The sequence below is a fragment of the Demequina sp. genome (assembly GCF_049841215.1).
GTDB lineage: Bacteria > Actinomycetota > Actinomycetes > Actinomycetales > Demequinaceae > Demequina.
On sequence record NZ_JASGEO010000011.1, the window covers coordinates 53,104 to 75,299 of the forward strand.

The following is a 22,196-nucleotide window of genomic DNA, read 5'->3' on the forward strand; positions in this document are numbered from 1 at the left end:
GAATAGTATGCCGGCATGTTCACGCTGGAGTCGGCCAGAGGCAAGGTCGTGGCGGTTGAACGAGTCGTCGTTGTTGCGTCGGTGGCTGCCGCATTGCTATCCCTTGGCGGGTGTACCCAAGGTGCAACGAACGCCCCGCCCCAAGTCAGTTGTGACGACGTCGTGGCGAGCGTGATCCAGCGCGAGCGTACGAACGACACATCCGGCCGAATCAACACCGAGATTCAGTGGCTCGCCGACCACTGCAGTGAGGGGTACGACATCGCGGTGGGCTACATCTCGGAGAGCGGGATGGCAAGAAGCGAGCTGGGCCCGAATGCCTGTCAGTTCTTGCTTGACCATGACTTCCATCCGACGGCAGTTGAGATGCTGAGTCAGGACGGCCTTTGCATCGAAGACTCGGCAGATGCCGATGCGGGAGTTGACTGGCGCCACGCTGCCAGTGGTGGCGAAGTGTGGCCCGACGGCGGCGTAGCCTGGAACGAGGCAGTCAACTACGTCGGGACCAACAAGCGGGTTTGCGGTCCCCTCGTGAGCATCCGGGGTTCGAATGACGATGTCTTCCTGAACATCGGCCACGACTTCGACAACCCGAATCGCTTCATCATCGTTCTGTGGGACGTCGGCGAGCTGGTGTCGGTCATCGATGCGGGTACCACAGTATGTGCCAGCGGCGTCATCGAACTTTATGAGGGAGCCGCAGAGATTCAGTTGCGGGACGCGGGCGAGGTCGAAATCTGGCGGTGACTGACCTGTGGGGCGGATCTGCGGCTCGGCCTCGCCGGTCTAGTGCGGTTTGCCGCAAACGTACCGGCGGCGGGGGAGCGTTGGTGGTGATGCCCGGGGGCGATTCTCGTTGGTCTGTGAGTTCTCACCGAGCGCGCAGATCCGGACGCCACCGTGTCACCACCCGCGCGTATGGTGCGGCGCATGATCTCTACCAACGAGTCCGAGGGTGGCACTCAGTCAGCTCCGCTCGAGATTCCGCTCGCGCCGACGCTGTTCGAGTTGCTTGTGCGGTTTATGCGCGATCAGGACTCCGACCTCCGTCTGCTCGCGCTTGCAGTCGAACACGCCGAGGACGACGAGTCGCGCTTGCGGCGCATCGCCAGTGAACTGGTGAAACGCTTTCCAAGCTCCGATCCCGAGGTGATGCTGGACTTTGCGCGACGAGGAAGTGACCTGATCAGAGCCCACTTTGCTGCGACGAACGCAGCGAGTGGTTCGCTCGACGGCGCGCAAAGCAGCGCGGCGGAACTCGCCTCGGAAATCGCCGCGAACGACGAGCCTGAGGCTCTTGCGGGAGCCCTGCTTCGCGCGTGCCTGGACGATGCCGACTTGCGGCGCATGACGAACGTGATCCTCGTCACGACGATTGCGACCTTCGAAGGCTGGCTCCTGGCGCTGTCTCGGCTGATCGTGTGGGCTGACCCGGACTCGTTCACGGCGGGCCAACGGCTCGCGTCACCACTTGTCTCGTCGCTGAGGGTTGATCTGGATGCCGAGACGGATGAGGCGATTGAGAAGTCACTCAAGCGCGCATTGCGCGGCAGTTGGCCATCCTGGGAGAAGCTGTTCGCGAGGTTCCCGGCTCCACTGCCTCCGCAGTCAGCTTTGCTGCGCAGCGCGTTTGACGCGCGCAACGACATCGTGCACCGCGGTGGAGCCATCGATGCCGTCGCCGACTCCGGAGACAGCGTGCAGTTGGGAGTATCGGTCGCTGCGGGCGACGTCCGGGCGGTTGCTGACGAGTTGCTTCTGGTCGCGGCCAGGTTGACGTTTGCGCTGCTAGGCGAGACTAGCGGTAGCGGGTCTGAGAATAGCGGCGCGCGCCTGGTGAACCTGCGTTACGAGTTGCTGCTGCGTGAGAGATTCGAGTGTGTGGCACAGTCTGAGGAGTTGGACCCCGTGGTCGCCTTCGGGAGTTCGCGCGCGCGGCTCAATGCCGATGTCAACCGCTGGATTGCGCTGCAGCGGCTGGGTCGGAAGTCTGCATACATGCGCCAGGTCCGAACCCTGGATCGGGACTTTCCGGAATCCATCTACACCGTTGCGCGATTGATGCTGAGTGGGCAGGTCCGTGAGGCGCGTCGGTTGTCTCTGCGCTTACGCGCGGCGGGCCTCATCTCCGAGCGCGAGTGGCAGACGTGGCCGCTGCTCGACGACATTCGAACGGTGGCGTGAACAGACTCGCCCTCGGTTCGGCCGCGACTACCAAACGATCGTCGCGCCGACGTCCGTGAGAACGCCAACACCGCTAACGTGATCGCCAGAGGGCGACGTCCACTACTTTCATCGAGGAACGTGACAATGACACCCACCACAAGCGAAGCCCAGCGCGCGGAACTCCACAAGACGATCTGGCGCATCGCGAACGACCTCCGCGGCAGCGTGGACGGTTGGGACTTCAAGGCTTACGTGCTTGGCATGCTCTTCTACCGGTTCATCTCCGAGAACCTCACCGCCTACATCAACAATGGCGAGCACGAGGCGGGCGATCCCAACTTCGACTACGCGCAGTTGCCCGACGCTGCGGCTGAGTTCGGTCGCAAAGAGACGGTTGCGGAGAAGGGCTTTTACATCCTTCCTTCAGACCTGTTTCAGAACGTGCGACGCGACGCAGCGAACGACCCGAACCTCAATGAGACCCTGGAAAGGGTGTTCAAGGACATCGAAGGATCGGCGCTCGGCACTGATAGCGAAGGCGACCTCAAGGGCCTCTTCGACGACCTCGACGTGAACAGTTCCAAGCTCGGCAACACCGTCGCCAAGCGCAACGAGAAACTCGTGAAGCTCCTCGACGCGATCGGCGACCTGCCGCTGGGGAACTTTGATGACCACTCCATCGATCTCTTCGGCGATGCCTACGAGTACCTCATGCAGATGTACGCCTCACAGGCCGGCAAATCCGGTGGTGAGTACTACACACCGCAGGAGGTCTCGGAGGTCCTCGCCCGCATCAGCGTCGCGGGCAAGAAGCGCGTCAACAAGGTCTACGACCCAGCCGCAGGATCAGGCTCGCTACTGCTGAAGTTCGCCAAGGTACTCGGCAAGGAGAACGTCGGCGGATTCTTCGGCCAGGAGATCAACCTGACCACTTACAACCTCGCGCGCATCAACATGTTCCTGCACGACGTGAACTACGAGAAGTTCAACATCGCGCACGGCGACACCTTGCTGGATCCACAGCACTGGGACGACGAACCGTTCGAGGCGATCGTGTCTAACCCGCCCTACTCGATCAAGTGGGAGGGCGACGCGAACCCGCTGCTGATCAACGACGAGCGCTTCGCTCCCGCTGGTGTGCTGGCACCGAAGTCGAAGGCTGACCTCGCCTTCACGATGCACATCCTTTCGTGGCTGGCAGTAAACGGGACGGCAGCGATCGTCGAGTTCCCGGGCGTGCTCTACCGCGGCGGCGCGGAAGCCAAGATCCGCAAGTACCTGATCGACAACAACTACGTCGACGCCGTGATCCAACTGCCGCCGGACCTGTTCTTCGGCACCACCATCGCGACCTGCATCATCGTCCTCAAGAAATCCAAGACCGACAACGCGGTCCTGTTCGTCAACGCGTCCGATGAGTTCAAGCGAACCGGCAACAAGAACAAGCTCACTCCAGACAACCAGCAGAACATCCTGCTCGCACTCGAAAACCGCGTCGATGAAGACCACGCCGTCAAGCTCGTGTCCAACGCAGACATTGCCGCCAACGATTACAACATCGCCGTCTCGTCATACGTGGAGGCTGAAGACACCCGCGAAACCGTCGACATTGCCGAACTCAACGCCGAGATCGCGCGCATCGTCGCCCGACAGGCTGAGCTCCGCACATCGATCGACGCGATCGTTGCCGACCTGGAGAGCTCCAAGTGAGTCGGCTGTCCGTGCTCATCGACGAGCTCTGCCCAGACGGTGTTGAGTACCGGACACTCGCTTCGCTTGGCCGGCGGAACAAAGGCACCGCCATAACGGCCTCAAAGATGAAGGTTCTCGCATTGACGCCTGGTCCGATCCGCGTCTTCGCCGGGGGCCAAACGATCGCGGACGTTGCGGAAGACGCTGTCCCCGCGAAGGACGTCGTCCGCGTTCCAAGCATCATCGTGAAATCACGTGGGCATATCGGATTCACCTATTACACCGACCCGTTCACCCACAAGTCCGAACTCTGGTCCTACACCCTCGACCATGCCGATATCGATCAGAAGTTCGTGTACTACTACTTGCTCACCCGCGTAGGTGCGCTTCAAGAGCTTGCACGTGCTACGTCAGTGAAACTCCCGCAGTTGAGCGTGCGAGACACCGATGGGCTGCGCATCCCCGTGCCGCCTCTCGAAGTGCAGCGCGAGATCGTGCGAATCTTGGATCAGTTCACTCAGCTGGAGGCGGAGCTGAAGGCGGAGCTGAAGGCTCGCACGCGCCAGTACGACCACTACCGCCAGGAAGCGCTTCAACCCGGCACTGACGCGCGCTGGTCGACGCTTGGTGCGATCTCAACCCGCACTTCGTCAGGCGGTACCCCACGTGCGGGGAGTGCCAAGTACTACGAGAACGGGATCATCCCGTGGCTCCGTACCAGTGAGGTGCGTTTCGGTGAAGTCTGGGAGACCGAAGTCAAGATCACGCAGGCGGCACTCGACGAGACTTCTGCGAAGTGGATTCCGGAGAACTGCGTGATCATCGCAATTTCCGGTGCGACCGCAGGTCGATCGGCGGTCAACAAGATTCCGCTCACGACAAACCAGCACTGCTGCAACCTCGAGATCGACCCCGAGCAGGCCGACTACAGGTACGTCTTCTACTGGGTTGCGGCGAACTACGAGAAGCTGAAGGCTCTCGGACGCGGCGCTCGTGCAGACCTCAACTCGGCGCTCATTAAGGCGTTCGAGATCCCGCTCCCCCCGCTGCCTGAGCAACGCGAGATCGTTGCTCTGCTTGAGAAGTTCGACTCCTTGGTGAACGGCATGACTATTGGCCTTCCGGCTGAGATCGCCGCCCGTCGTAGGCAATACGAGCACTATCGCGACAGGCTGTTGACCTTCGAGGAGGCCGCGGCATGAGCGAGGCCCTTCCGCACAAGTACGATCCGATCGCGGTCTCGGCCGAGAGCACAGTCGTTGCCGAGTACGTTCCGGATGCAGCGTCTCAGGCTGCATATCAGTCGGAGTCTGCTCTCGAGCAGGAACTGATCCGTCTCCTCGAGTCCCAGGCTTACGAGTACCTCCCGGTCACGTCGGAGGAGCAACTCGTCGCCAACTTGCGCGTCCAGCTCGAGGTGCTTAACGGCATCACGTTCACCGATCTCGAGTGGGAACGGTTCTTCACCACGAGCGTGGCCGCCAAGAACGACGGCATCGTCGAGAAGACGGTCCGCATCCAGGAGGACCACGTCCAGGTCCTCAAGCGTGACGATGGTTCGACGAAGAACATCACTTTGCTGGACAAGAAGAACATCCACAACAACCGCCTCCAGGTGATCAACCAGTACGAGATCGACCGGGGCGAGGGCGGCGCGAACTACGCCAACCGCTACGACGTGACGGTCCTAGTCAACGGACTGCCGATGGTCCACATCGAGCTCAAGCGCCGCGGCGTCGACATCCGTGAGGCGTTCAACCAGATCAACCGCTACCAGCGCGACAGCTTCTGGGCTGGCTCGGGTCTTTTCGAGTACGTCCAGCTGTTCGTGATCTCCAACGGCACGTTGACGAAGTACTACTCCAACACCACTCGCAGCGCGCACCTGAAAGAGGCGGCCAAGCCGGGAAAGGGTCGCAAGACCAGCAACAGCTTCGAGTTCACGTCGTGGTGGGCAGACGCTCAGAACAAGCCGATCACCGATCTGACCTCGTTCGCGAAGACGTTCTTCGCCAAGCACACCCTGCTGAACATCCTCACGCGCTACTGCGTTCTCACAGCCGACCGGCTACTGCTGGTGATGCGGCCGTATCAGATCGTCGCGACCGAGCGGATCTTGCAGCGCATCGACATCTCGATCACGCGCGGCAACGACAAGCCCCTCGGCACGACCGCGGCCGGCGGATACGTGTGGCACACCACCGGCTCAGGCAAGACCCTTACGTCGTTCAAGACCGCTCAGCTCGCGTCGAAGATGGACAGCGTCAACAAGGTGCTGTTCGTCGTGGACCGCAAAGACCTCGACTACCAGACCATGCGCGAGTACGACCGTTTCGAGAAGGGTTCGGCCAACTCGAACACCTCGACGGCGGTGTTGAAAAAGCAGCTCGAGGACCCAAACGCGCGGATCATCATCACCACGATCCAGAAGCTCGCGAACTTCATCGCCGCAAACAAGGGCCACGAGATCTACTCAGGTCACATCGTCCTGATCTTCGACGAGTGCCACCGCTCCCAGTTCGGAGACATGCACTCAGCGATCACGAAGGCGTTCAAGCGCTACAACCTGTTCGGCTTCACCGGCACGCCGATCTTCGCCGTGAATGCTGGCTCGGGCGGCAACCCGCAGCTGAAGACCACCGAGCAGGCCTTCGGTGACAAGCTCCACACCTACACGATCGTGAACGCCATCACGGACAAGAACGTGCTGCCGTTCCGCATCGACTACGTCAACACCATCAAGGTCGGAAACGTCAAAGACGCCCAGGTCTCGGCCATCGATGCCGAACGCGCCCTGCTCGACCCCAAGCGCATCAGCGACATCGTCACTTACACATTGACCCACTTCGAGCAGAAGACCAAGCGGTCCTCGAGCTACGAGCACTCAGTCGTGACGAACGTGCATGAGTCCACCCGCGCCCGGCGTCAGGCCGAAGCGATCCGTGAACGCAAGCGTGTCCGAGGCTTCAACGCCATCTTCGCCACCGCCTCGATCGAAGCCGCGACCCGCTACTACTTCGCGTTCCACGAGGCCCAGAGGCACCTTCCCGAGGCCCAGCGGCTCAAGATCGGCATGATCTACTCCTACGGAGCCAACGACGCAGTCGACGACACCACCCTCGATGACGAGGCGTTTGACACCGACCGGCTCAGCAACGACGCGCGCACCCAGCTCGAGATCGCGATCGCCGACTACAACGAGATGTTTGGCACGAGCTATGACACGAGCGCCGACAAGTTCGGCAACTACTACAAGGACCTCTCCCAGCGGCTGAAGAACCGTGAGCTCGACATGGTCATCGTGGTCAACATGTTCCTCACCGGCTTCGACGCCACCACGCTGAACACCCTGTGGGTCGACAAGAATCTGCGCGCCCACGGCCTGATCCAGGCGTGTTCGCGCACCAACCGCATCCTCAACTCCGTCAAGACCTACGGCAACATCGTCGCCTTCCGCGACCTCGAAGAAGAGACCAACAAGGCTCTCGAGCTGTTCGGCAACAAGGACGCGCGCGGCATCGTGCTCCTCAAGCCGTACGGCGACTACTACGCCGACTATGCCGAGAAGGTCACCGAACTCCTCGACCGCTTCCCGCTCGGCCAGCAGATCATCGGCGAGGCCGCACAGAAGGACTTCATCGCCCTGTTCGGTGCGATCCTGCGCCTGACGAACATCCTGACCTCGTTCGACGACTTCGCCGGCAACGAGATCCTCACCGACCGCCAAGCCCAGGACTTCCGAAGCGTCTACCTCGACCTCTACGCCGAGTTCCGCGACAAGGACAAGGCCGACAAGGAAGCGATCAACGACGACATCGTCTTCGAGATCGAGCTGATCAAGCAGGTCGAGATCAACGTCGACTACATCCTCATGCTCGTTGAGAAGTACCGCGCGACCCACGGTGACGGTGATGACAAGGAGCTGCGCGCGGAGATCTCGCGTGCGGTCGACGCCAGCCCGTCACTGCGCAACAAGCGCGACCTGATCGAGGACTTCGTCGAGCGCGTCACCGTCGACGGATCGCTCGACGACGAGTGGCAGACCTTCATCGCCGCGCGACGTGAAGCCGAGCTCGAGGCCATCATCGCCGACGAGAACCTCCGCGCCGACCGCACCCGCGAGTTCATCGACACCGCCTTCCGCGACGGGGCGATCCGCACCAGCGGCACCGCGATCACCAAGGTCCTCCCGCCCGCCTCACGCTTCAGCGCTGACGGCGGCCACGGCGAGAAGAAGCAGCGTGTCATCGAGAAGCTCGGGACGTACTTCGAACGATTCTTGGGCCTAGGCGAAGGGACGCGACAGTGAATGGGTCAGCGCGATGGGAAGAGGTGGCAGATCGGCTTGAATCGTTAGTCGCCTCACCCACGGAAGAGCAGCAGCAACTTGCGACTGCCGTCGGCCTAGACATCCCGGAGAATGCGCCCGCGCCCGTTGTGGCGGTGCTACTCCGTGAACGTCTGGCTGATGTCCTGATGGAGCCAATCGGACGCGCGGCGGAGATTCCTGAGACGCTTACCGCCCTGGAAGATGACCTTGGGCTGACTGAGCGTGCCGTGCTCCGGACAGGTTCTCGCCTGGAGTTGTCCGCATGGTTCACAGCCCGATACATGCTTGTTACCGCGCGGGGGCTGCGCGCTCTGCAACCAGTTCCAGGTGACGTGGTTGTTCGGGCCGACCGGCCGACCGAGAAGTCGGTCATTTCAAGCATCGATGACAGCGGTCGTGTGTTCATGAAGGGCGGGCGGGGACAGCGCGCTTGGCCCAACCACCTACGACTGATCGCCCGTGAGGGCGAATCAGACGAGTACCGCGAAAAGGCTTCAGCAGTCGATGCTGCAATCCGAAACGCAAAAACCAACTACTCACCGAGCTCTCCCGCTTTCGCACATCTAGATGAGTTCCGCGTTGATACGTACGTCCCCACCGTCGATGCGATCCGAGAACTCGAAGACCTCCTGGATTCTGGGGAATCGAATGAAGGTCCGTTCCAGAAGCTTGTGGAGCGCCATCCTCAGCTGCTCTGTTCCCTGGTAATCGGCAACTGGGGCACCTATGTGCTGCCGCAGCAGCGGCTCGGCGCAGAACACGTCACGGACTTCCTCGTCATGGGCGCCAACTCCTTGGGCCCTCAGTGGGTCGCGGTCGAGCTCGAGGCACCGCGGCATGCGCTCCTCACACGAAGCGGTGAGCTTCGGTCCGAGGTGCAACACGCCGTCACTCAGATTCAGGACTGGCGCGACTGGCTTACCAGCAACGTCGCCTATGCACACATGACACTCCACCTCCATGGCATCACCAACTCAGTCCCGGGCCTCGTGATCATTGGACGCGATGATCCGAGCCCCGACCGGCAAGCGGCCCGTAGCCGAGTGGCGGAGCAACAGAACATTCAGATCCATAGTTGGGACTGGGTGCTGCGCCAGGCCAAGCGGCTTGCCGCTGACGGTCGGCAGGTTGCCACAAGCCCGATCTACGACCGTGACGAGGATGGAAATCCATGATCGAGAAGCTCGTACTCATGAACTTTCGCCGGTTTGAGCAAGCCACAATTGAGTTTGATCAGGGCCTCAACATTCTGGTCGGAGACAACGAGGCCGGTAAGTCGACGGTGCTTGAGGCAATCAACCTTGGTCTGACCAAACGCTGGAATGGAAAGTTCTTCGAGCAGGAACTCTCGCACCACTTCATCACGGGGGCAGTCTCGGACGCCTATGTGCAGGATGTCCGTGCGGGTAACAATCCGCAGCCGCCAGAACTGCTTGTCGAGGTGTATCTCGCAGACGATTCGGCGCTCGCTCGCCTCAAGGGGGAGAACAACTCGCTGAGAGAGGACGTCCCCGGCTATCGCCTGCGGGCTGCGCTGGATCCCGATTTCGAAGCGGAATACAAGAGCTTCCTTTCCGAGCCCGACAAGGTGACCTCCGTGCCCACGGAGTACTACCGCGTCGATTGGACAGACTTCTCGGGACAGCCCGTCAATGTTCGGGCGCTCCGTGTCAGAGCGTCACTCATCGACGCCTCGCGCATTCGGCTTCACACCGGAGCCGACTACCACCTCCAGAAGATCATTGGAGAGACTCTCGACACGAAGGACCGGGCCCAGCTAGCTCGGAGTTTCCGACTCCATCAGGAGAGCTTCGGCGCGAATGAGGCCATCGCCGCAATCAATGACTCGCTCGCAGAAGGAAGCGAAGGCATCACCGACAAGAACTTCACGCTCGAGATCGACACCTCGGGTGCGAGCGGGTGGGAGTCGGCCTTGTCTCCGCACCTCGACCGCTTGCCGTTTCACTTCTCGGGCAGCGGCGAGCAGAACAAGTTGAAGATACTGACGGCGCTCGCGCGCAAGGCTCAAGAATCCCACGTCATTCTGATCGAGGAGCCCGAGAACCACCTGTCGTTTTCAAATCTCAACATATTGGTTGAGAGGATCGATACTCAGAGTGGTGACAGTCAAGTGATCATCGCCACCCACAGCTCGTTCGTCGTGAACAAGCTTGGTCTGGCGCAACTGAAGCTCTTGGGTGCGAACGGCACCAACAAGCTGACAGGCCTTTCGCCGGCTACCCAGGAGTACTTCAGGAAGATTGCGGGTTACGACACCCTCCGCTTGGTGCTCGCAAGGAAGGTCGTGCTTGTCGAGGGTCCAAGCGACGAACTCATCTTTCAGCGCGCGTACTGGGACAAGTTGAAGCGGCGCCCGATCGAAGACGGCATCGACGTGATCAGTGTTCGTGGCCTGTCTGCAAAGCGGTTCCTCGATCTTGCGATTCCCCTGGAACGCGAAGTTGTCGTCCTCGCTGACAACGATGGGGACTACGCGAAGAAGGTCGATGACCGCTTTGCCGACTACGCGGTGCACGACTTCGTGACAATCTCGAGAAGCGACAACAATGCGCGGCCCACACTTGAGCCTCAAATGGTCGACGCGAACGGGCTAGACGGCACAAATCTCATCCTCGGCAGATCCTTTGACTCCGAGGAAGCCCTCATCGCGTACATGCAGGACAACAAGACGGACTGCGCGCTTCGGTTCCACGACACGGACGAACCTGTGACTTGGCCGCGATACATCGAGGACGCTATCGATGCCCTCGCGTAACGAGGTTGTGATCGCTGCCGCCGGATCCGGCAAGACGACTCGACTCGTGAACGAGGCTCTGAACGACCCCAGCGCCCGGGTGTTGATCACCACCTACACGCGGGAGAATCTCGCGGAGATTGGCAGCAGGCTCTGGAGTGGATCCGCCTCCGCACCTCACCAAGTCGTAGCCATGACGTGGTTTGAGTTCCTCCTTCGTGAAGGCATCAAGCCTTACCAGGCGTACAAGACAGACATCCTGAGTATCCGTTCAGTCAACTTCGACTCGCAGCCACCCCGCTACGCAAGGGAAGCCAACTTCGACCAGTATTTCGTGGACTCTGCGGGCAACGTGTACAGGGACCGCGTATCGAACCTTGCCTGCAAACTTGACGACCTGTCGGGTGGGCGTGTCGTCGCTCGCCTCGCACGCTGTTTCAGCCTCATACTCCTGGACGAGATACAAGACTTCGCTGGCTACGATCTCGAGCTTGTGCGTCGCCTACTCGACTGCGGTGCGCGCGTGATAGGCGTCGGAGACCCGAGGCAGTCGGTGTACGTCACCAACTACTCACCTAAGAATAAGGGTCTTCGTCGTGCACAGATTGTCGAGTGGATCGAGCAACAGGAGGCCGCTGGTCTGGTCGCGGTCTCCAATCTGACCGATAGTTATCGCTGCAACCAGCCCATATGTGACTACGCCGACGCCCTCTATCCGGACTTGCCAGAAACGGTCGGCAAGAACACAGAAGTTGTGGACCACATGGGTGTCCACCTCGTGCATGTAGATGATCTCGAGCGGTATCGAGAGGAACTCGGTCCACAGGAGTTGCGCTGGGACCGGCGGAATTCACTCGCCCTGCCGTCGGCCAGGAACTTCGGGGAGGTCAAGGGGAAGTCCTTCAACAGAGTGCTCATCTTCCCGACCAATCCGATGTCGTCATATATCGAATCCGGAACTGAACTCGCTCAAGGTGCACGATCCAAGTTCTATGTTGCGGTGACGCGCGCGCGGCACAGCGTCGGACTAGTGACGCGAACACGAGCGAGCAGTTCAGGTTTGCCCTATTGGGCGTGAGGCTGGGCTCACCGTCGCGAGGCAGTGCCGCGTGACCGCTCGCGGGGGCTGCGGATTCTGACGCAACGTTCACGAAGCCGGTCTGCGATTGTCTTCGCGTCGAACCCGAGTTGGGCGCTTACCGCTGCAAGCGGCGAACCTGACTCGTAGAGTTCGCAAGCGCGATCGATCTCCTGGGGGTTCATAGATCTCCGCCGTACCTTGACGCCGTGGCGGCTGAGGATCGCGGTCACCGTGGTGCGGTGCAGCTTGAATGCCCGGGCAACTGCGTTGATCGTCTTCCCCGCCTGATACATCGTGACGACCTCGACCTGCTCCTCCGGACTCAAGTGGCGCTGCACCTGAGACCGGCTTCGTGGTCGCGCGAGTGTCGCGGGGTCGGGAGCCCACCGTCCCGGCTCGAACAGGGGTGAGCATTTTCCCGACTCCCACTCAGAGAGGTCCGCCACTCGGGCTTCAAACCCCTGACACTTTCGGTGCGAGCCGGTTTCCGTAGCGGAGCGCGTGCTTGAGCGGACTACAAGGCCCGACAGCCCGATCGGCGGAATCCTGAGCACCCCATGAGGCGAATGACTTCGCTAGATGCTCACAGCGTCGAACTCCGTCCCGGGGCGTCCCGATGCCCACCGTCGTCCCCCCAAATAGACTCCCCACCAAAGGAGCCGCTCATGCACGAGATCATCTGCCCGCACTGCCACAAGGCCTTCACGATCGACGAGGCCGGCTATGCTGACATCGTCGCGCAGGTGCGCACCAAGGAGTTCGACGCCGCGCTCACCGAGCGCCTGCACCTCGCCGAGCAGGACAAGCGCAATGCCGTGGAACTCGCGAAGACGCAGACGGCAGCGGAACTGGAGCGCGCGTCGGCCGGAAAGGACGCGCAGATCCAGGACCTCAAAGCCAAACTGGACGCCACGAAAACTGAGCAGCAACTCGCGGTGGCCGACGCTGTGGCCAGGTTGGAGAAGGAACGCGACGCGCTCGCGAGCCAGTTGAAGCAGGAGAAGGACGGCGCCAAGACCGCGAGCGAGCTCGCGCAGGCGAAGTTCACCGCCGAGCTGGAGCGCTCGGGGGTGGGCAAGGACCAGGAGATTCAACGCCTGAAGTCGGAGCTGGAGCAGGCGGCGCTCACGAAGCAGCTCGGCGAGACGGCGCTCAAGGACAAGTACGAATCCGAGCTCAAGTCGCGCGAGGTGCAGATCAAGGACCGGGACGACGCGATCGAGCGGCTGCGGGACATGAAGGCGAAGCTCTCCACGAAGATGGTGGGGGAGACCCTCGAGCAGCACTGCGAGATCGAGTTCAACCGCATCCGAGCCACCGCGTTCCCGCGCGCGTACTTCGAGAAGGACAACGACGCGCGCTCGGGAAGCAAGGGCGACTACATCTTCCGCGAGACGGACGCGTCGGGGCCCGAGGTGGTCTCGATCATGTTCGAGATGAAGAACGAGTCCGACACCACCGCCACCAAGCACAAGAACGAGGACTTCCTGCGCGAGCTCGATAGGGACCGCGTGGAGAAGGGGTGCGAGTACGCCGTGCTCGTGTCGCTGCTCGAGCCCGAGAGTGAGCTGTACAACGGCGGGATCGTGGACGTCTCGCACCGCTTCCCCAAGATGTATGTGGTGCGGCCGCAGTTCTTCATACCGATCATCACGCTGCTGCGGAACGCGGCGCTCGGGTCACTGCAGTACAAGCAGGAGCTTGCGCTGGAGAAGGCGCAGCGGATCGACGTGGAGAACTTCGAGAGCCAGCTCGACGCGTTCAAGACTGCGTTTGGGAAGAACTACGACCTGGCGTCGCGACGTTTCCAAACGGCGATCGACGAGATCGACAAGTCCATTGACCACCTGCAGAAGACGAAGGACGCGTTGTTGGGGTCGGAGCGGAACCTGCGGCTCGCGAACGACAAGGCCCAGGACGTGACGGTGAAGAAGCTGACTCGGGGGAATCCGACGATGGCGGCAAAGTTTGATGAGGTGCGGGGAGGCGTCTCGGACACCTTGTAAATCGAACGCAACATGTTAGATTAGCAAGGTGAACACGCCCTGGATCGAGCGCAGCGTCGCACAAGCGCGCCTCGACACCGCCCTGCACCGCGCCCCAGCCACACTCCTCACCGGCCTCCGCCAAGTAGGCAAGACCACACTTGCTCGGCGCCACCTCGCGCCGGACGAAGCCCACTATTTTGATCTCGAGGACCCTCGCGACCTCGCTCGCCTCGCCGACCCCATCCTCGCGCTCGAGCGCCTCGACGGCACCGTCGTCATCGACGAGGCCCAACGCCTCCCCAGCCTCTTCCCGGCGCTCCGCGTGCTCATCGACGCGGACCGCCGCCCCGGCCGCTTCCTCTTGCTGGGCAGTGCGTCGCCAGACCTTGTGGGCCTGGGCGCTGAGTCACTCGCTGGCAGGGTCGCCTTGGTGGAGTTGGGCCCCCTAGGCGTGCCCGACGCTGGGGCCGGGTCGCTGGACACGCTGTGGCTCCGCGGTGGGTTGCCGCCAGCGTTCGCGGCGGCCGACGACGAGGCCGGTTTCGCCTGGCTGGGTGACTACGTTTCCACGTTCCTCGAGCGCGACCTGGCGCAGCTCGGCGTCCGGGTCCCTGCCACAACCATGCGCCGGTTCTGGACGATGCTTGCGCACCGCCACTCGAGCCCGTGGAACGGCGCGGAGATGGCCAGGTCTCTCGGCGCTTCCGAGCCCACCGCGCGGCGCTACCTCGACGCGCTCACCGACGCCCTGGTGGTGCGCCAGCTTCAGCCGTACCTCGCGAACATCGGCAAGCGCCAGGTGCGTTCGCCCAAGGTGTATCTGCGCGAGACCGGCCTGCTGCACGCGCTCTTGGGAATCTCGTCGACCACCGATCTGCTGAGTAATCCCATTGTCGGCGCGAGCTGGGAGGGTCTCATCGTGGAACACGTCGCGGGCTGGGGTGTGCCGGTTTACTTTTGGCGCACGCAGGCTGGCGCAGAGATCGACATCGTGATTGAAGTAGACGGACGACGCTGGGGCATCGAGGTCAAGCGCACGGACGCGCCTTCCGTGACCCCGAGCATGCGCCATGCGCTTGGCGACCTGGAACTTGAGCGCATCCTCGTGGTCCACGCCGGAGACCAGCGGTATCCGCTCGCCGAGCGCATTGAGGCGATCGGCGCTGCGCAGTTCCTGGCCGCCACCTCGCCGGAGGCGCTGCTCTCGTGAACGACCTCACGCTCCACCTCCACGCCACGGCGCCCTTGGCGAAGAAGATTGGCGGCTTCACCGAGCAGGGCCGTGTCACCGAACCGGCGCTTCTCGACACGTGGTACGCCACGCTCATACGCCGTAGGCGGCCCCGCGTCATCGCCGTGAACCCGAACACGCTGGCCACTGTCATCGTCTCGCTCGCGCCAGCCGCCGCGATCACCCAGACGCTGCTGTACGCGATCGGTGAGCACCTCGCACAACGGGGGGCGCCCGCCGGGTTCGCCGAGGAACACGTCCCGACGCTGGGAAATGACAGCGTCATCCTCAAGACCGCGGACCGCAGGATGGTGGGCATCCTCAACCGGCGGGTGTTGTACACGGAGCAGTTCGCGCTCGAGGGCGAGGACCAGTGGGAGAGCATCGCGCACTGGATGACGGACGACCTCACGAGCGTCCCCGGCGGAGGGTACGTGCGCGGTGCCGACCTCTTGGCGGATGCCTTCAAAAACTGGGAGCGTGGCCGCTAGGTACCCCCGGCCTACCTCTTCACCTTCGCCGACGACGCCGTATACACACTCACGGTGGTGTAGCCGCTCTTCTTGCCCGTCACCTTGGCTTTCACGGTCTTTCCGGCCCACGAACTCTTGAGCACGATCTTGCTCTTTGTCGCCCCTGAGACCGCCACGCCGTTGACGTACCACTGGTACGTGAACGTGGTGCCGGACGTCCACGTGCCGGTCTTTGCGTAGAGCGTGCGGCCCACCTTCGCCGTGCCGGAGAGGTACGGCTTGCCCACGCGAGGCACCGCGATGCTCGCGGAGCTCACCGTCTTGGTGGTGTAGCCCGTCTTCTTGCCAGTGACCTTCACGGACAGCTTCTTGCCCACCAAAGTCGAGGGCACCTTGTAGCTCTTGCCCGTGGCGCCGGAGATAGCGACGCCGTTGGCGTACCAGCGATACGTGAACGACGTCCCAGACGTCCACGTCCCAACAATTGCCGTCACCGTGGATCCCACCTTCGCAGAGCCTGAGATCGTCGGCGTTGCGCTCGTCAGCGTCGCGTAGCCCACGGTGACCGCGTTGGAGAAGACCGTCTTGTCGCCAACGTTTTCGTCGGCCCCGCGCACCCGGACGCTCAATGTGGCGCCGGCGTCACTCGCGGTGGTCTTGTAGGTCTGCGCGGTGGCGCCGGGGATGGGTGAACTGTTGCGATACCACTGGTACGTCAGCCAGAGGCCGTTCCACCATCCGCCGGGATCCGCCGTGACGGTGGTCCCCACCTTGATGGCGGTGGGGATGCTCGGTGCGCGCCAGTTGATCTGCCCGCCGGTCACGGCCGCTGAGACGGCGTAGATCTCGTAAGGCTCGTACGCCGTGCGGGTGGCGCGCACCACGCCCTCGAGCGCGCACCCAGAGTCCTCAACCCGCACCGTGTACGTCAGCCCCGTGCCCACTTGCGTGCCGCTGCAGTACCACGTCACCGCGATGGTGGTAGGCGCGGGGAGCACCAACTCCTCGGGCAGCGTCAGCGTAATGGTCTGTCCCACCACCGCCTCGCCGTCCACGCCAATTTCGCCAACCAGCAAGAACGCGTGCGTGGCAACCTCGATGGTCTCTGGGGAAACCTGCGTGAGCGAACCCCCGCTCCAGGTAGCGGTGACGCGAACACTCAACTTGGCCCCGCCGTCGGCCGTAGCGACCACGTAGGTGCGCTCCGTGGCGTCGGGAATCTCAACGCCGTCGCGAAGCCACTGGTACGTCACCGTGGCGCCCGCGGGTACGCCGGCGCCGGGGACGGCGGTGAGCGTGCGGTCTGGCTTGGCCGTGCCGACGATCGCGGGCAGCGAGGTGCGTACGTATCCGTCCACCGTGGGCGAGACGGCGGCGGTGGGGTAGTACCCGGACGCCCGCGCGATCACCTGCACGCGCAGTGACGTGCCAACGTCCTCGGCCGTAGGCGTGTATGAGGCGGAGGTGGCGCCCTCGATGAGCTCGAGCCCTCTGAACCACTGATACGTGAGGGTCGCGTTCGAGGGCGCAAGCCCGGTGACCACGGCGCTCACAGGGGAGCCGACGGCGGGCACGCCAGTGAGCGCAACACCTGTGATAGCAACGCGTGAGACCGGACCGGTGGTGACGGTCACGCTCGCGGACGTGGAACCGGCGGAGGTCACCGTCACGTGCACGTCGCCCGCGGCGTTGCTCCAGGCGCCCTTGGCTTTGAGGCCGTAATCGAGCCTGGTATCCACGCCGTTGAGACGCACGGGCGCCCACTCGCTCGTTCCGTCGTCGTGCACCTCGGTGACGCGCACAATGGCGGAGTCGGGGTACGCGAACTGGTAGACGGTCTCCTCACCAACCCCCGCTCGGTACTCGAGGTAGTACTCCTGGCCGCTCGTGGGGCCGGTCACGTGGATGGCCTGAGTCCCCGTGCCCACTCCCAGGGTGCCCAAGGTGTAGGTGGTGGCTCCCGTGCCTGTCTTCGTGGCAACGGTGCCTGCTGGCATCACGCCAAGGAGATCGCGGCGGTACGCGTCGAGCAGAGGCGTCTCGTTGAACTCGCCGTTATCCTCGACGCTCCCCGCACCCATGGGCGACATGTAGTCGCCGTACTCCGAGAACCCGCACTTCTCCACGGCCGTGAACATGGGCTCGTCGAGGTAGTCGCAGTCCCAGTCGCTCACCGCGCCCGCGTGCTCGAGGCCCAGGTTGTGCCCCAGCTCGTGGATGAGGCTGTCGTCGAACCCAAAGAATCCCGCCGGCGACGAGAAGGCATCGTCGACAAACACGGTCCACCCGCCGGAGCCCAGACCGTCACCCATGGTCGCCGTGGCCGGATTGAGGCTGTATTGGCATGAGCCCAGAACCAGCAAGTGCGCGGGCGTGCCCACCGCAGGTGGACCGATGTAGTCGGATGCCGCGAGGCCCTGGCCGGAGTGGGTAGCTGCGTCTGCGGCCCACGCGCTGTCCGAGGCGTCGCACGTCAACGCCGACGAGTAGCGGGTAATCGAGCGCACAGAGAAGCCGCCGATCGCGCCGTAGGTGTTGGTCGCCCAGTAGGCGCTCGCGGTCTCGATGACGTCCTCGATCTGGGCGTTCGTTGGCTGCTCGTAGTCGCGCAGGTTGGAGACGTTCACCACGATGTCAACAGGGCGCACGTCGCCGTAGGAGTCGAGGCTCTGCGGCGTGGCCGCCGCAAACGAGCCCTGCACGGCACGCAGGGGGCCCGACGTTGGCGCGGCTTGGGCGGTGAGAGGCGCCGCGAGCAGGGCGGCGAGGACGGCAGTGGTCGCGAAGGCGCGAAGGGTCACACGAACTCCCTCAGTACGGTCAGGTGACGATCGGGACCCTAGCAGGGATAACGGTGCCGCAGAGACGAATGTGAGCGTTTGCACACGCGCGCGGGACTAGCGTGGGCTCTATGGCACGCGAACACGTCAGTGTGGGTGAGGAAATACCCGACGACGCTCTGCGTGACGTGGTCTCTCAGGTGGCCTCAGGACGGGTCACGCCGGAGCAGGGCTGGGTCAACCTGCAGTCTCGCCGTGCCGCCAAGGCCCGGCCGGACTTCGAGGACCAGTTTGTGGACCTGCTGCCGTTTCTCACGGCCAAGAGTCACCACGGCGCCAAGTACCCTTACGACACTGCGGGCATGGGCTGGCGTCGGTCCGCGGTGATCGCCGACGATATGCGTGCCACGGGCGTCGAGGCAGACCTTGGCGCGGGGCTCACGCCGTCGCCCGCGGGCTTCCGCGCAACGGGCGAGGTGATGGGTGAGACCCACGTGCCAGGGTGGGACGACCTCGCCGAGGTGTACCTATTCCACAAGAGCTTCTTCCCGGTGCTCAGCGACCCCGACCTCGAGGCAGAGTTGCAGAACTACCGCGCGGCCGTGGCGCGGGGAGAGCTGCGGATCGCCGAATACCGGCGGCAGGAGCGTCGGCTGCTGGAGGCAGATAGGGGTTAGGCGCGCAGCGTGGCCTGGATGTCCGTGATGAGAAGGGCCAGGTGCAGCGGGTCGGTGGGGCTGTGCTCGAACTCCGGTAGCGCGTGGAGGTAGAACGCGCGCGCCTCGTCGCTCTCGGCGTGGACTAAGAGGCCGCGGCAACCAATTTCCTTTCCGAGTTCCGCCGTTCGGGAGACCACATCGGCGAGTAGCGCGTGACCAAGGCCCCGACCTTCGTGCTTGCCGTGAACCCCCAGTCGCGACAGCAGCGCGAACGGTTGTCGGTGGCGACCAACGCCGCGGCTCGCGCGCGCGGGCAGATCGCCGGTGGCAACGCTCGCCATGGACCACGCGTAGTAGGCGACCACGGCTGCGGACTCGCGCTCCGTCACCACCATCACGTGCGCCGAGCGTGATGCGTGCGCCTGTTGCGCGTGGTCGCGTAGCCACAGCGTGTGGGCGGGGGAGTGGCACTCGAACTGGGTGAGGTCGTCGCTTCGTTCGAGCGCTCGAGGTCTCAGGTACGCGGGCATGCACTCAGCTCTGGCGGCCCGTCAGTCCACGAAGAGACTGGGGCGTTCCATGAGGGTCCGCAGGCCCGGCAGGTCACGGGCGGGCCGGTCGTTCAGAGCCTCCCATAGCGCCCACTCCGCGGGAGAGAGGAGGAAGTCGGTGCGATCGGCAAGCACGCGTTGGGCGGCGACGCGGAGCTCGTCCGTGGCGAAGGTGGACACGGACACGCCCGACGCCGCGGCAGCTCGCGCGAAGAGGTCCCTGTCGGCGTCGGACACGCGAAACTCGAGGCGCTGGTCTTTGCGGTTGACATCACTGCTCATCGTTGGCGCTCCAAACGCTTGTGTGGCCTACGAATCGGTGTACGGACAGTGTACGGCGGGCGCTTTGGAGCGGCAACGCCCACGTGGGTAGCTCACGGCTCCCGACGTTGCTCCCGCAGCTCCCTAAGGATCGCGGTACCCAATCGGAACAGCGCCACCAAGGGCAGCATCAGCAGCAGGGTGGCGATGGCGCCCATGAAGAACCCGCCGGCGCCGTTGCCTCCGGTCTCACTGCCGTTGGCCTGCGTGACGGCGCCAACGACGCCCCCAAAGATCACGGCAAGGAACACGCTGATTCCTAGCAGGCTAGACCCAGGAACCGGTGCAGGGGTTTGCGCTGGCTCGGTCATGATGCCCCCAAACTCCAGGACTCGGCCCGGTCATCGGCCCTGGAAATGGGCCGCTTGCGGGGAGCATAGCGCGCGAGTGTTAGCGGCGCACAGTCCTATTGGTCCTGATCGGCGAGGTACTGCGCGCCGGTCTTCAGCGCGGCCGGCTTGGCCCGCCCCAGTTGCAGCACGCCAAGGCGCACCAGATAGAAGAACACCATCAGGGGAATATTGAGCACCGCGGCCAGGCCGGCGCCGCCCCAGAAGGCGGTGCCATTGAACGCGGTCTCGCCATCGAACCCGCCCGGGCGCTGGAACAGTTGGCCAAACAGAAGGCCAATCGCGAGCATGGAAAAGACGTAATATACCCACAGAAATCCGGCATAGACATTGGTCTGCGAGCGCAGGGACTGTTGCGAGTACGCCATGCGGCGAGCCTAGCGCCGGGCAGGCATCAGCGCGCGGAACCTACGGGCCGTGCCAGTTTCGCTATTTTGAGGATTCCTAGAACAGCAAAACAGGGTTAGCCCGCCCGACGCCGCGGCAGCTCGGGCGCTCACCGCACCTTGGCGGCACGCACCTTTAGCACCGGCCGCGCAACCCCGACCCCACGCATGGTCCACACCAACACCGCGGCCCCCAAGGTGATCACCAGCGACGCCACCGGCAGCCACGCGGCGCCCACCGCCGCGAACAGCGCCGCGCCTGCCGCGGAGCCCGCCGCGTTGCCCGCCCCAAACACCGTCGCATACGTGCCATTGGCCGTGTCAGTAGATCCGGGCGCGTGACGGATGGCCCAGTTGACCATCGCCGCCACCAAGATGGACCACGCGAATCCCTGCAGCGCCACGCACGCGATGAGCACCCACGCCACAGAGCCGAACAACGCCATCACGGCCCACACGGCCGCCAGCAACGCCATCCCAAAGGCAACCGCTCGCACCGGATAGCGATCCAAATAGCGTCCTACCAGGAACATCGCCACGAAGCCGCTGACACCACCCACCATCAGCAGCGTGGGAATGGTGGCCTTCCCAAGCCCCGCCACATCCGTGGCGAACGGCGTGATGAACGTCCACGTCAGCGAGACGGACGCCACCGCAAGCCCGCACACCACGAGGATGCGCGCGAAGATCGGCCATGAGGGAATGAGGCCGCGAGCGGCCGTGCCCTGCTCGGCCCGGAAGCTCGGCATGATCAGCACAATCGCCACCGCCACCGCGAGCATCGCCCCGCACAGCACCCAGTACGGCGCGCGCCAGCCCACGTGTTGTGCCAGCACGGTCACGGCGGGAAGGCCCACGATGCCCGCGAGCGACGTGCCGAGCAACAGCCGCGACACCGATCGCCCACGCTCGGCAGAGCCAAACAGCCCCGCCGCCGTGGGCGTCACGATGGCCCAGAACGCCGCGTGCGCGATGCCAGAGACTCCGCGTCCCGCGAGCAACCAGCCGAACGACGGGGCGCTCGCGACCATTGCGATTCCCACGGCAAGCAGCAGGGAAGTGCCCGCAAGCACCCACTTGCGCGGCAACCGGCGCAACAGCAACGCCGCCGGAATGGACATGATCATGTTGACCACGGCCCACACCGTGGTCATGAGGCCAACGGCCGCCTCCGAGCGGTTCATGTCCTCCGCCATCACGGAGATCACGCCGAGCACAGACGTCTCGTTGGTGGAGAACAGGAACGCGGTAGTAGCCAGCACAATCAGGGATGCGACGGCCCTGCGATGGGGCATGGGTGGCGCTTGTTCCTCACCCGGCTGCGCCTCGCCAGGGACGATGGCCACCTCGGTGACGCCGGGTGCGGCGGCGACCACAACGTCGGGCATATCAGCGGCGTCTGGCGCGGTCACCACCAAAGTGTAGCGAAAAAC

19 protein-coding genes are annotated in these 22,196 nt (G+C 63.5%); 12 read left to right on the forward strand and 7 right to left on the reverse strand.

The genetic code is table 11. The annotated features are described in order from the left end of the window. The first annotated feature begins 15 nt into the window (after positions 1 to 15). From QM618_RS05090 to QM618_RS05125, 8 genes are all read left to right on the forward strand, one after another. Complete coding sequence (locus QM618_RS05090) at positions 16 to 747, forward strand: hypothetical protein (protein WP_428095380.1); 732 nt, start codon at positions 16 to 18, stop codon at positions 745 to 747. A gap of 183 nt (positions 748 to 930) precedes the next feature. Beyond that, positions 931 to 2,184: a hypothetical protein gene (locus QM618_RS05095; RefSeq protein WP_428095381.1), complete on the forward strand. Its 1,254-nt coding sequence runs from the start codon at positions 931 to 933 to the stop codon at positions 2,182 to 2,184. Positions 2,185 to 2,310: 126 nt separating this feature from the next. Beyond that, positions 2,311 to 3,876: a type I restriction-modification system subunit M gene (locus tag QM618_RS05100; RefSeq protein WP_428095382.1), complete on the forward strand. Its 1,566-nt coding sequence runs from the start codon at positions 2,311 to 2,313 to the stop codon at positions 3,874 to 3,876. Between the two features lie 11 nt (positions 3,877 to 3,887). Beyond that, positions 3,888 to 5,060: a restriction endonuclease subunit S gene (locus QM618_RS05105; RefSeq protein WP_428095523.1), complete on the forward strand. Its 1,173-nt coding sequence runs from the start codon at positions 3,888 to 3,890 to the stop codon at positions 5,058 to 5,060. Beyond that, positions 5,057 to 8,167, forward strand: coding sequence for a type I restriction endonuclease subunit R (locus tag QM618_RS05110; RefSeq protein ID WP_428095383.1), 3,111 nt, complete (start codon positions 5,057 to 5,059; stop codon positions 8,165 to 8,167). The genes QM618_RS05105 and QM618_RS05110 overlap by 4 nt, the downstream gene beginning before the upstream one ends. A gap of 23 nt (positions 8,168 to 8,190) precedes the next feature. Beyond that, positions 8,191 to 9,363 carry a Shedu anti-phage system protein SduA domain-containing protein gene (locus tag QM618_RS05115; RefSeq protein WP_428095384.1) on the forward strand — a complete coding sequence of 391 codons (1,173 nt, stop codon included), beginning with the start codon at positions 8,191 to 8,193 and terminating at the stop codon, positions 9,361 to 9,363. Then, on the forward strand, positions 9,360 to 10,964 hold the full coding sequence (locus QM618_RS05120) for an ATP-dependent nuclease (RefSeq protein ID WP_428095385.1): 1,605 nt from the start codon (positions 9,360 to 9,362) through the stop codon (positions 10,962 to 10,964). Before QM618_RS05115 ends, QM618_RS05120 begins: the two co-directional genes overlap by 4 nt. Beyond that, a complete protein-coding gene (locus QM618_RS05125; RefSeq protein WP_428095386.1) occupies positions 10,951 to 12,021 on the forward strand; it encodes a UvrD-helicase domain-containing protein in 1,071 nt (356 codons plus the stop codon). The genes QM618_RS05120 and QM618_RS05125 overlap by 14 nt, the downstream gene beginning before the upstream one ends. An 8-nt stretch (positions 12,022 to 12,029) precedes the next feature. On the opposite strand, the gene QM618_RS05130 is transcribed toward QM618_RS05125, so the two are convergent. After that, positions 12,030 to 12,578: a helix-turn-helix domain-containing protein gene (locus QM618_RS05130; RefSeq protein ID WP_428095387.1), complete on the reverse strand. Its 549-nt coding sequence runs from the start codon at positions 12,576 to 12,578 to the stop codon at positions 12,030 to 12,032. 111 nt (positions 12,579 to 12,689) lie between these two features. Between QM618_RS05130 and QM618_RS05135 the strand changes: the two genes are divergently transcribed. From QM618_RS05135 to QM618_RS05145, 3 genes are read left to right on the forward strand one after another with little or no spacing between them, the layout of a single operon-like run. Then, entirely contained in the window at positions 12,690 to 14,030 is a 1,341-nt protein-coding gene (locus tag QM618_RS05135) for a DUF2130 domain-containing protein (protein WP_428095388.1), read from the forward strand. Positions 14,031 to 14,058: 28 nt separating this feature from the next. Continuing rightward, positions 14,059 to 15,222: an ATP-binding protein gene (locus tag QM618_RS05140; RefSeq protein ID WP_428095389.1), complete on the forward strand. Its 1,164-nt coding sequence runs from the start codon at positions 14,059 to 14,061 to the stop codon at positions 15,220 to 15,222. Then, positions 15,219 to 15,734, forward strand: coding sequence for a DUF6933 domain-containing protein (locus QM618_RS05145; protein ID WP_428095390.1), 516 nt, complete (start codon positions 15,219 to 15,221; stop codon positions 15,732 to 15,734). The genes QM618_RS05140 and QM618_RS05145 overlap by 4 nt, the downstream gene beginning before the upstream one ends. Positions 15,735 to 15,745: 11 nt before the next feature. Here QM618_RS05145 and QM618_RS05150 read toward each other — a convergent pair whose 3' ends face one another. Further along, positions 15,746 to 18,517, reverse strand: coding sequence for a hypothetical protein (locus QM618_RS05150; protein WP_428095391.1), 2,772 nt, complete (start codon positions 18,515 to 18,517; stop codon positions 15,746 to 15,748). Between the two features lie 110 nt (positions 18,518 to 18,627). Here QM618_RS05150 and QM618_RS05155 point away from each other — a divergent pair, with 110 nt between their 5' ends. Continuing rightward, complete coding sequence (locus QM618_RS05155; protein ID WP_428095392.1) at positions 18,628 to 19,173, forward strand: hypothetical protein; 546 nt, start codon at positions 18,628 to 18,630, stop codon at positions 19,171 to 19,173. Here the strand turns inward: QM618_RS05155 and QM618_RS05160 are convergent. The 5 genes from QM618_RS05160 to QM618_RS05180 form a co-directional block, all read right to left on the reverse strand. Beyond that, positions 19,170 to 19,685 carry a GNAT family N-acetyltransferase gene (locus tag QM618_RS05160; RefSeq protein ID WP_428095393.1) on the reverse strand — a complete coding sequence of 172 codons (516 nt, stop codon included), beginning with the start codon at positions 19,683 to 19,685 and terminating at the stop codon, positions 19,170 to 19,172. The two genes, QM618_RS05155 and QM618_RS05160, sit on opposite strands and share 4 nt — an antisense overlap. A 21-nt stretch (positions 19,686 to 19,706) precedes the next feature. After that, entirely contained in the window at positions 19,707 to 19,988 is a 282-nt protein-coding gene (locus QM618_RS05165) for a DUF1778 domain-containing protein (RefSeq protein ID WP_428095394.1), read from the reverse strand. A gap of 92 nt (positions 19,989 to 20,080) precedes the next feature. Next, entirely contained in the window at positions 20,081 to 20,338 is a 258-nt protein-coding gene (locus tag QM618_RS05170) for a hypothetical protein (protein ID WP_428095395.1), read from the reverse strand. Positions 20,339 to 20,433: 95 nt separating this feature from the next. After that, on the reverse strand, positions 20,434 to 20,745 hold the full coding sequence (locus QM618_RS05175) for a hypothetical protein (RefSeq protein ID WP_428095396.1): 312 nt from the start codon (positions 20,743 to 20,745) through the stop codon (positions 20,434 to 20,436). Between the two features lie 128 nt (positions 20,746 to 20,873). Next, positions 20,874 to 22,175 (reverse strand): MFS transporter, encoded by a 1,302-nt coding sequence (locus QM618_RS05180; protein WP_428095397.1) that lies wholly within the window; start codon positions 22,173 to 22,175, stop codon positions 20,874 to 20,876. Between the last annotated feature and the right edge of the window lie 21 nt (positions 22,176 to 22,196).

Bases quoted from the DNA above. Each gene is read 5' to 3' on its own strand.
- QM618_RS05125 (WP_428095386.1), top strand. From the start codon at position 10,951: ATGCCCTCGCGTAACGAGGTTGTGATCGCTGCCGCCGGATCCGGCAAG.
- QM618_RS05175 (WP_428095396.1), bottom strand. From the start codon at position 20,745: ATGGCGTACTCGCAACAGTCCCTGCGCTCGCAGACCAATGTCTATGCC.
- QM618_RS05100 (WP_428095382.1), top strand. From the start codon at position 2,311: ATGACACCCACCACAAGCGAAGCCCAGCGCGCGGAACTCCACAAGACG.
- QM618_RS05155 (WP_428095392.1), top strand. From the start codon at position 18,628: ATGGCACGCGAACACGTCAGTGTGGGTGAGGAAATACCCGACGACGCT.
- QM618_RS05120 (WP_428095385.1), top strand. From the start codon at position 9,360: ATGATCGAGAAGCTCGTACTCATGAACTTTCGCCGGTTTGAGCAAGCC.
- QM618_RS05165 (WP_428095394.1), bottom strand. From the start codon at position 19,988: ATGAGCAGTGATGTCAACCGCAAAGACCAGCGCCTCGAGTTTCGCGTG.
- QM618_RS05170 (WP_428095395.1), bottom strand. From the start codon at position 20,338: ATGACCGAGCCAGCGCAAACCCCTGCACCGGTTCCTGGGTCTAGCCTG.
- QM618_RS05095 (WP_428095381.1), top strand. From the start codon at position 931: ATGATCTCTACCAACGAGTCCGAGGGTGGCACTCAGTCAGCTCCGCTC.
- QM618_RS05160 (WP_428095393.1), bottom strand. From the start codon at position 19,685: ATGCCCGCGTACCTGAGACCTCGAGCGCTCGAACGAAGCGACGACCTC.
- QM618_RS05090 (WP_428095380.1), top strand. From the start codon at position 16: ATGTTCACGCTGGAGTCGGCCAGAGGCAAGGTCGTGGCGGTTGAACGA.
- QM618_RS05135 (WP_428095388.1), top strand. From the start codon at position 12,690: ATGCACGAGATCATCTGCCCGCACTGCCACAAGGCCTTCACGATCGAC.
- QM618_RS05110 (WP_428095383.1), top strand. From the start codon at position 5,057: ATGAGCGAGGCCCTTCCGCACAAGTACGATCCGATCGCGGTCTCGGCC.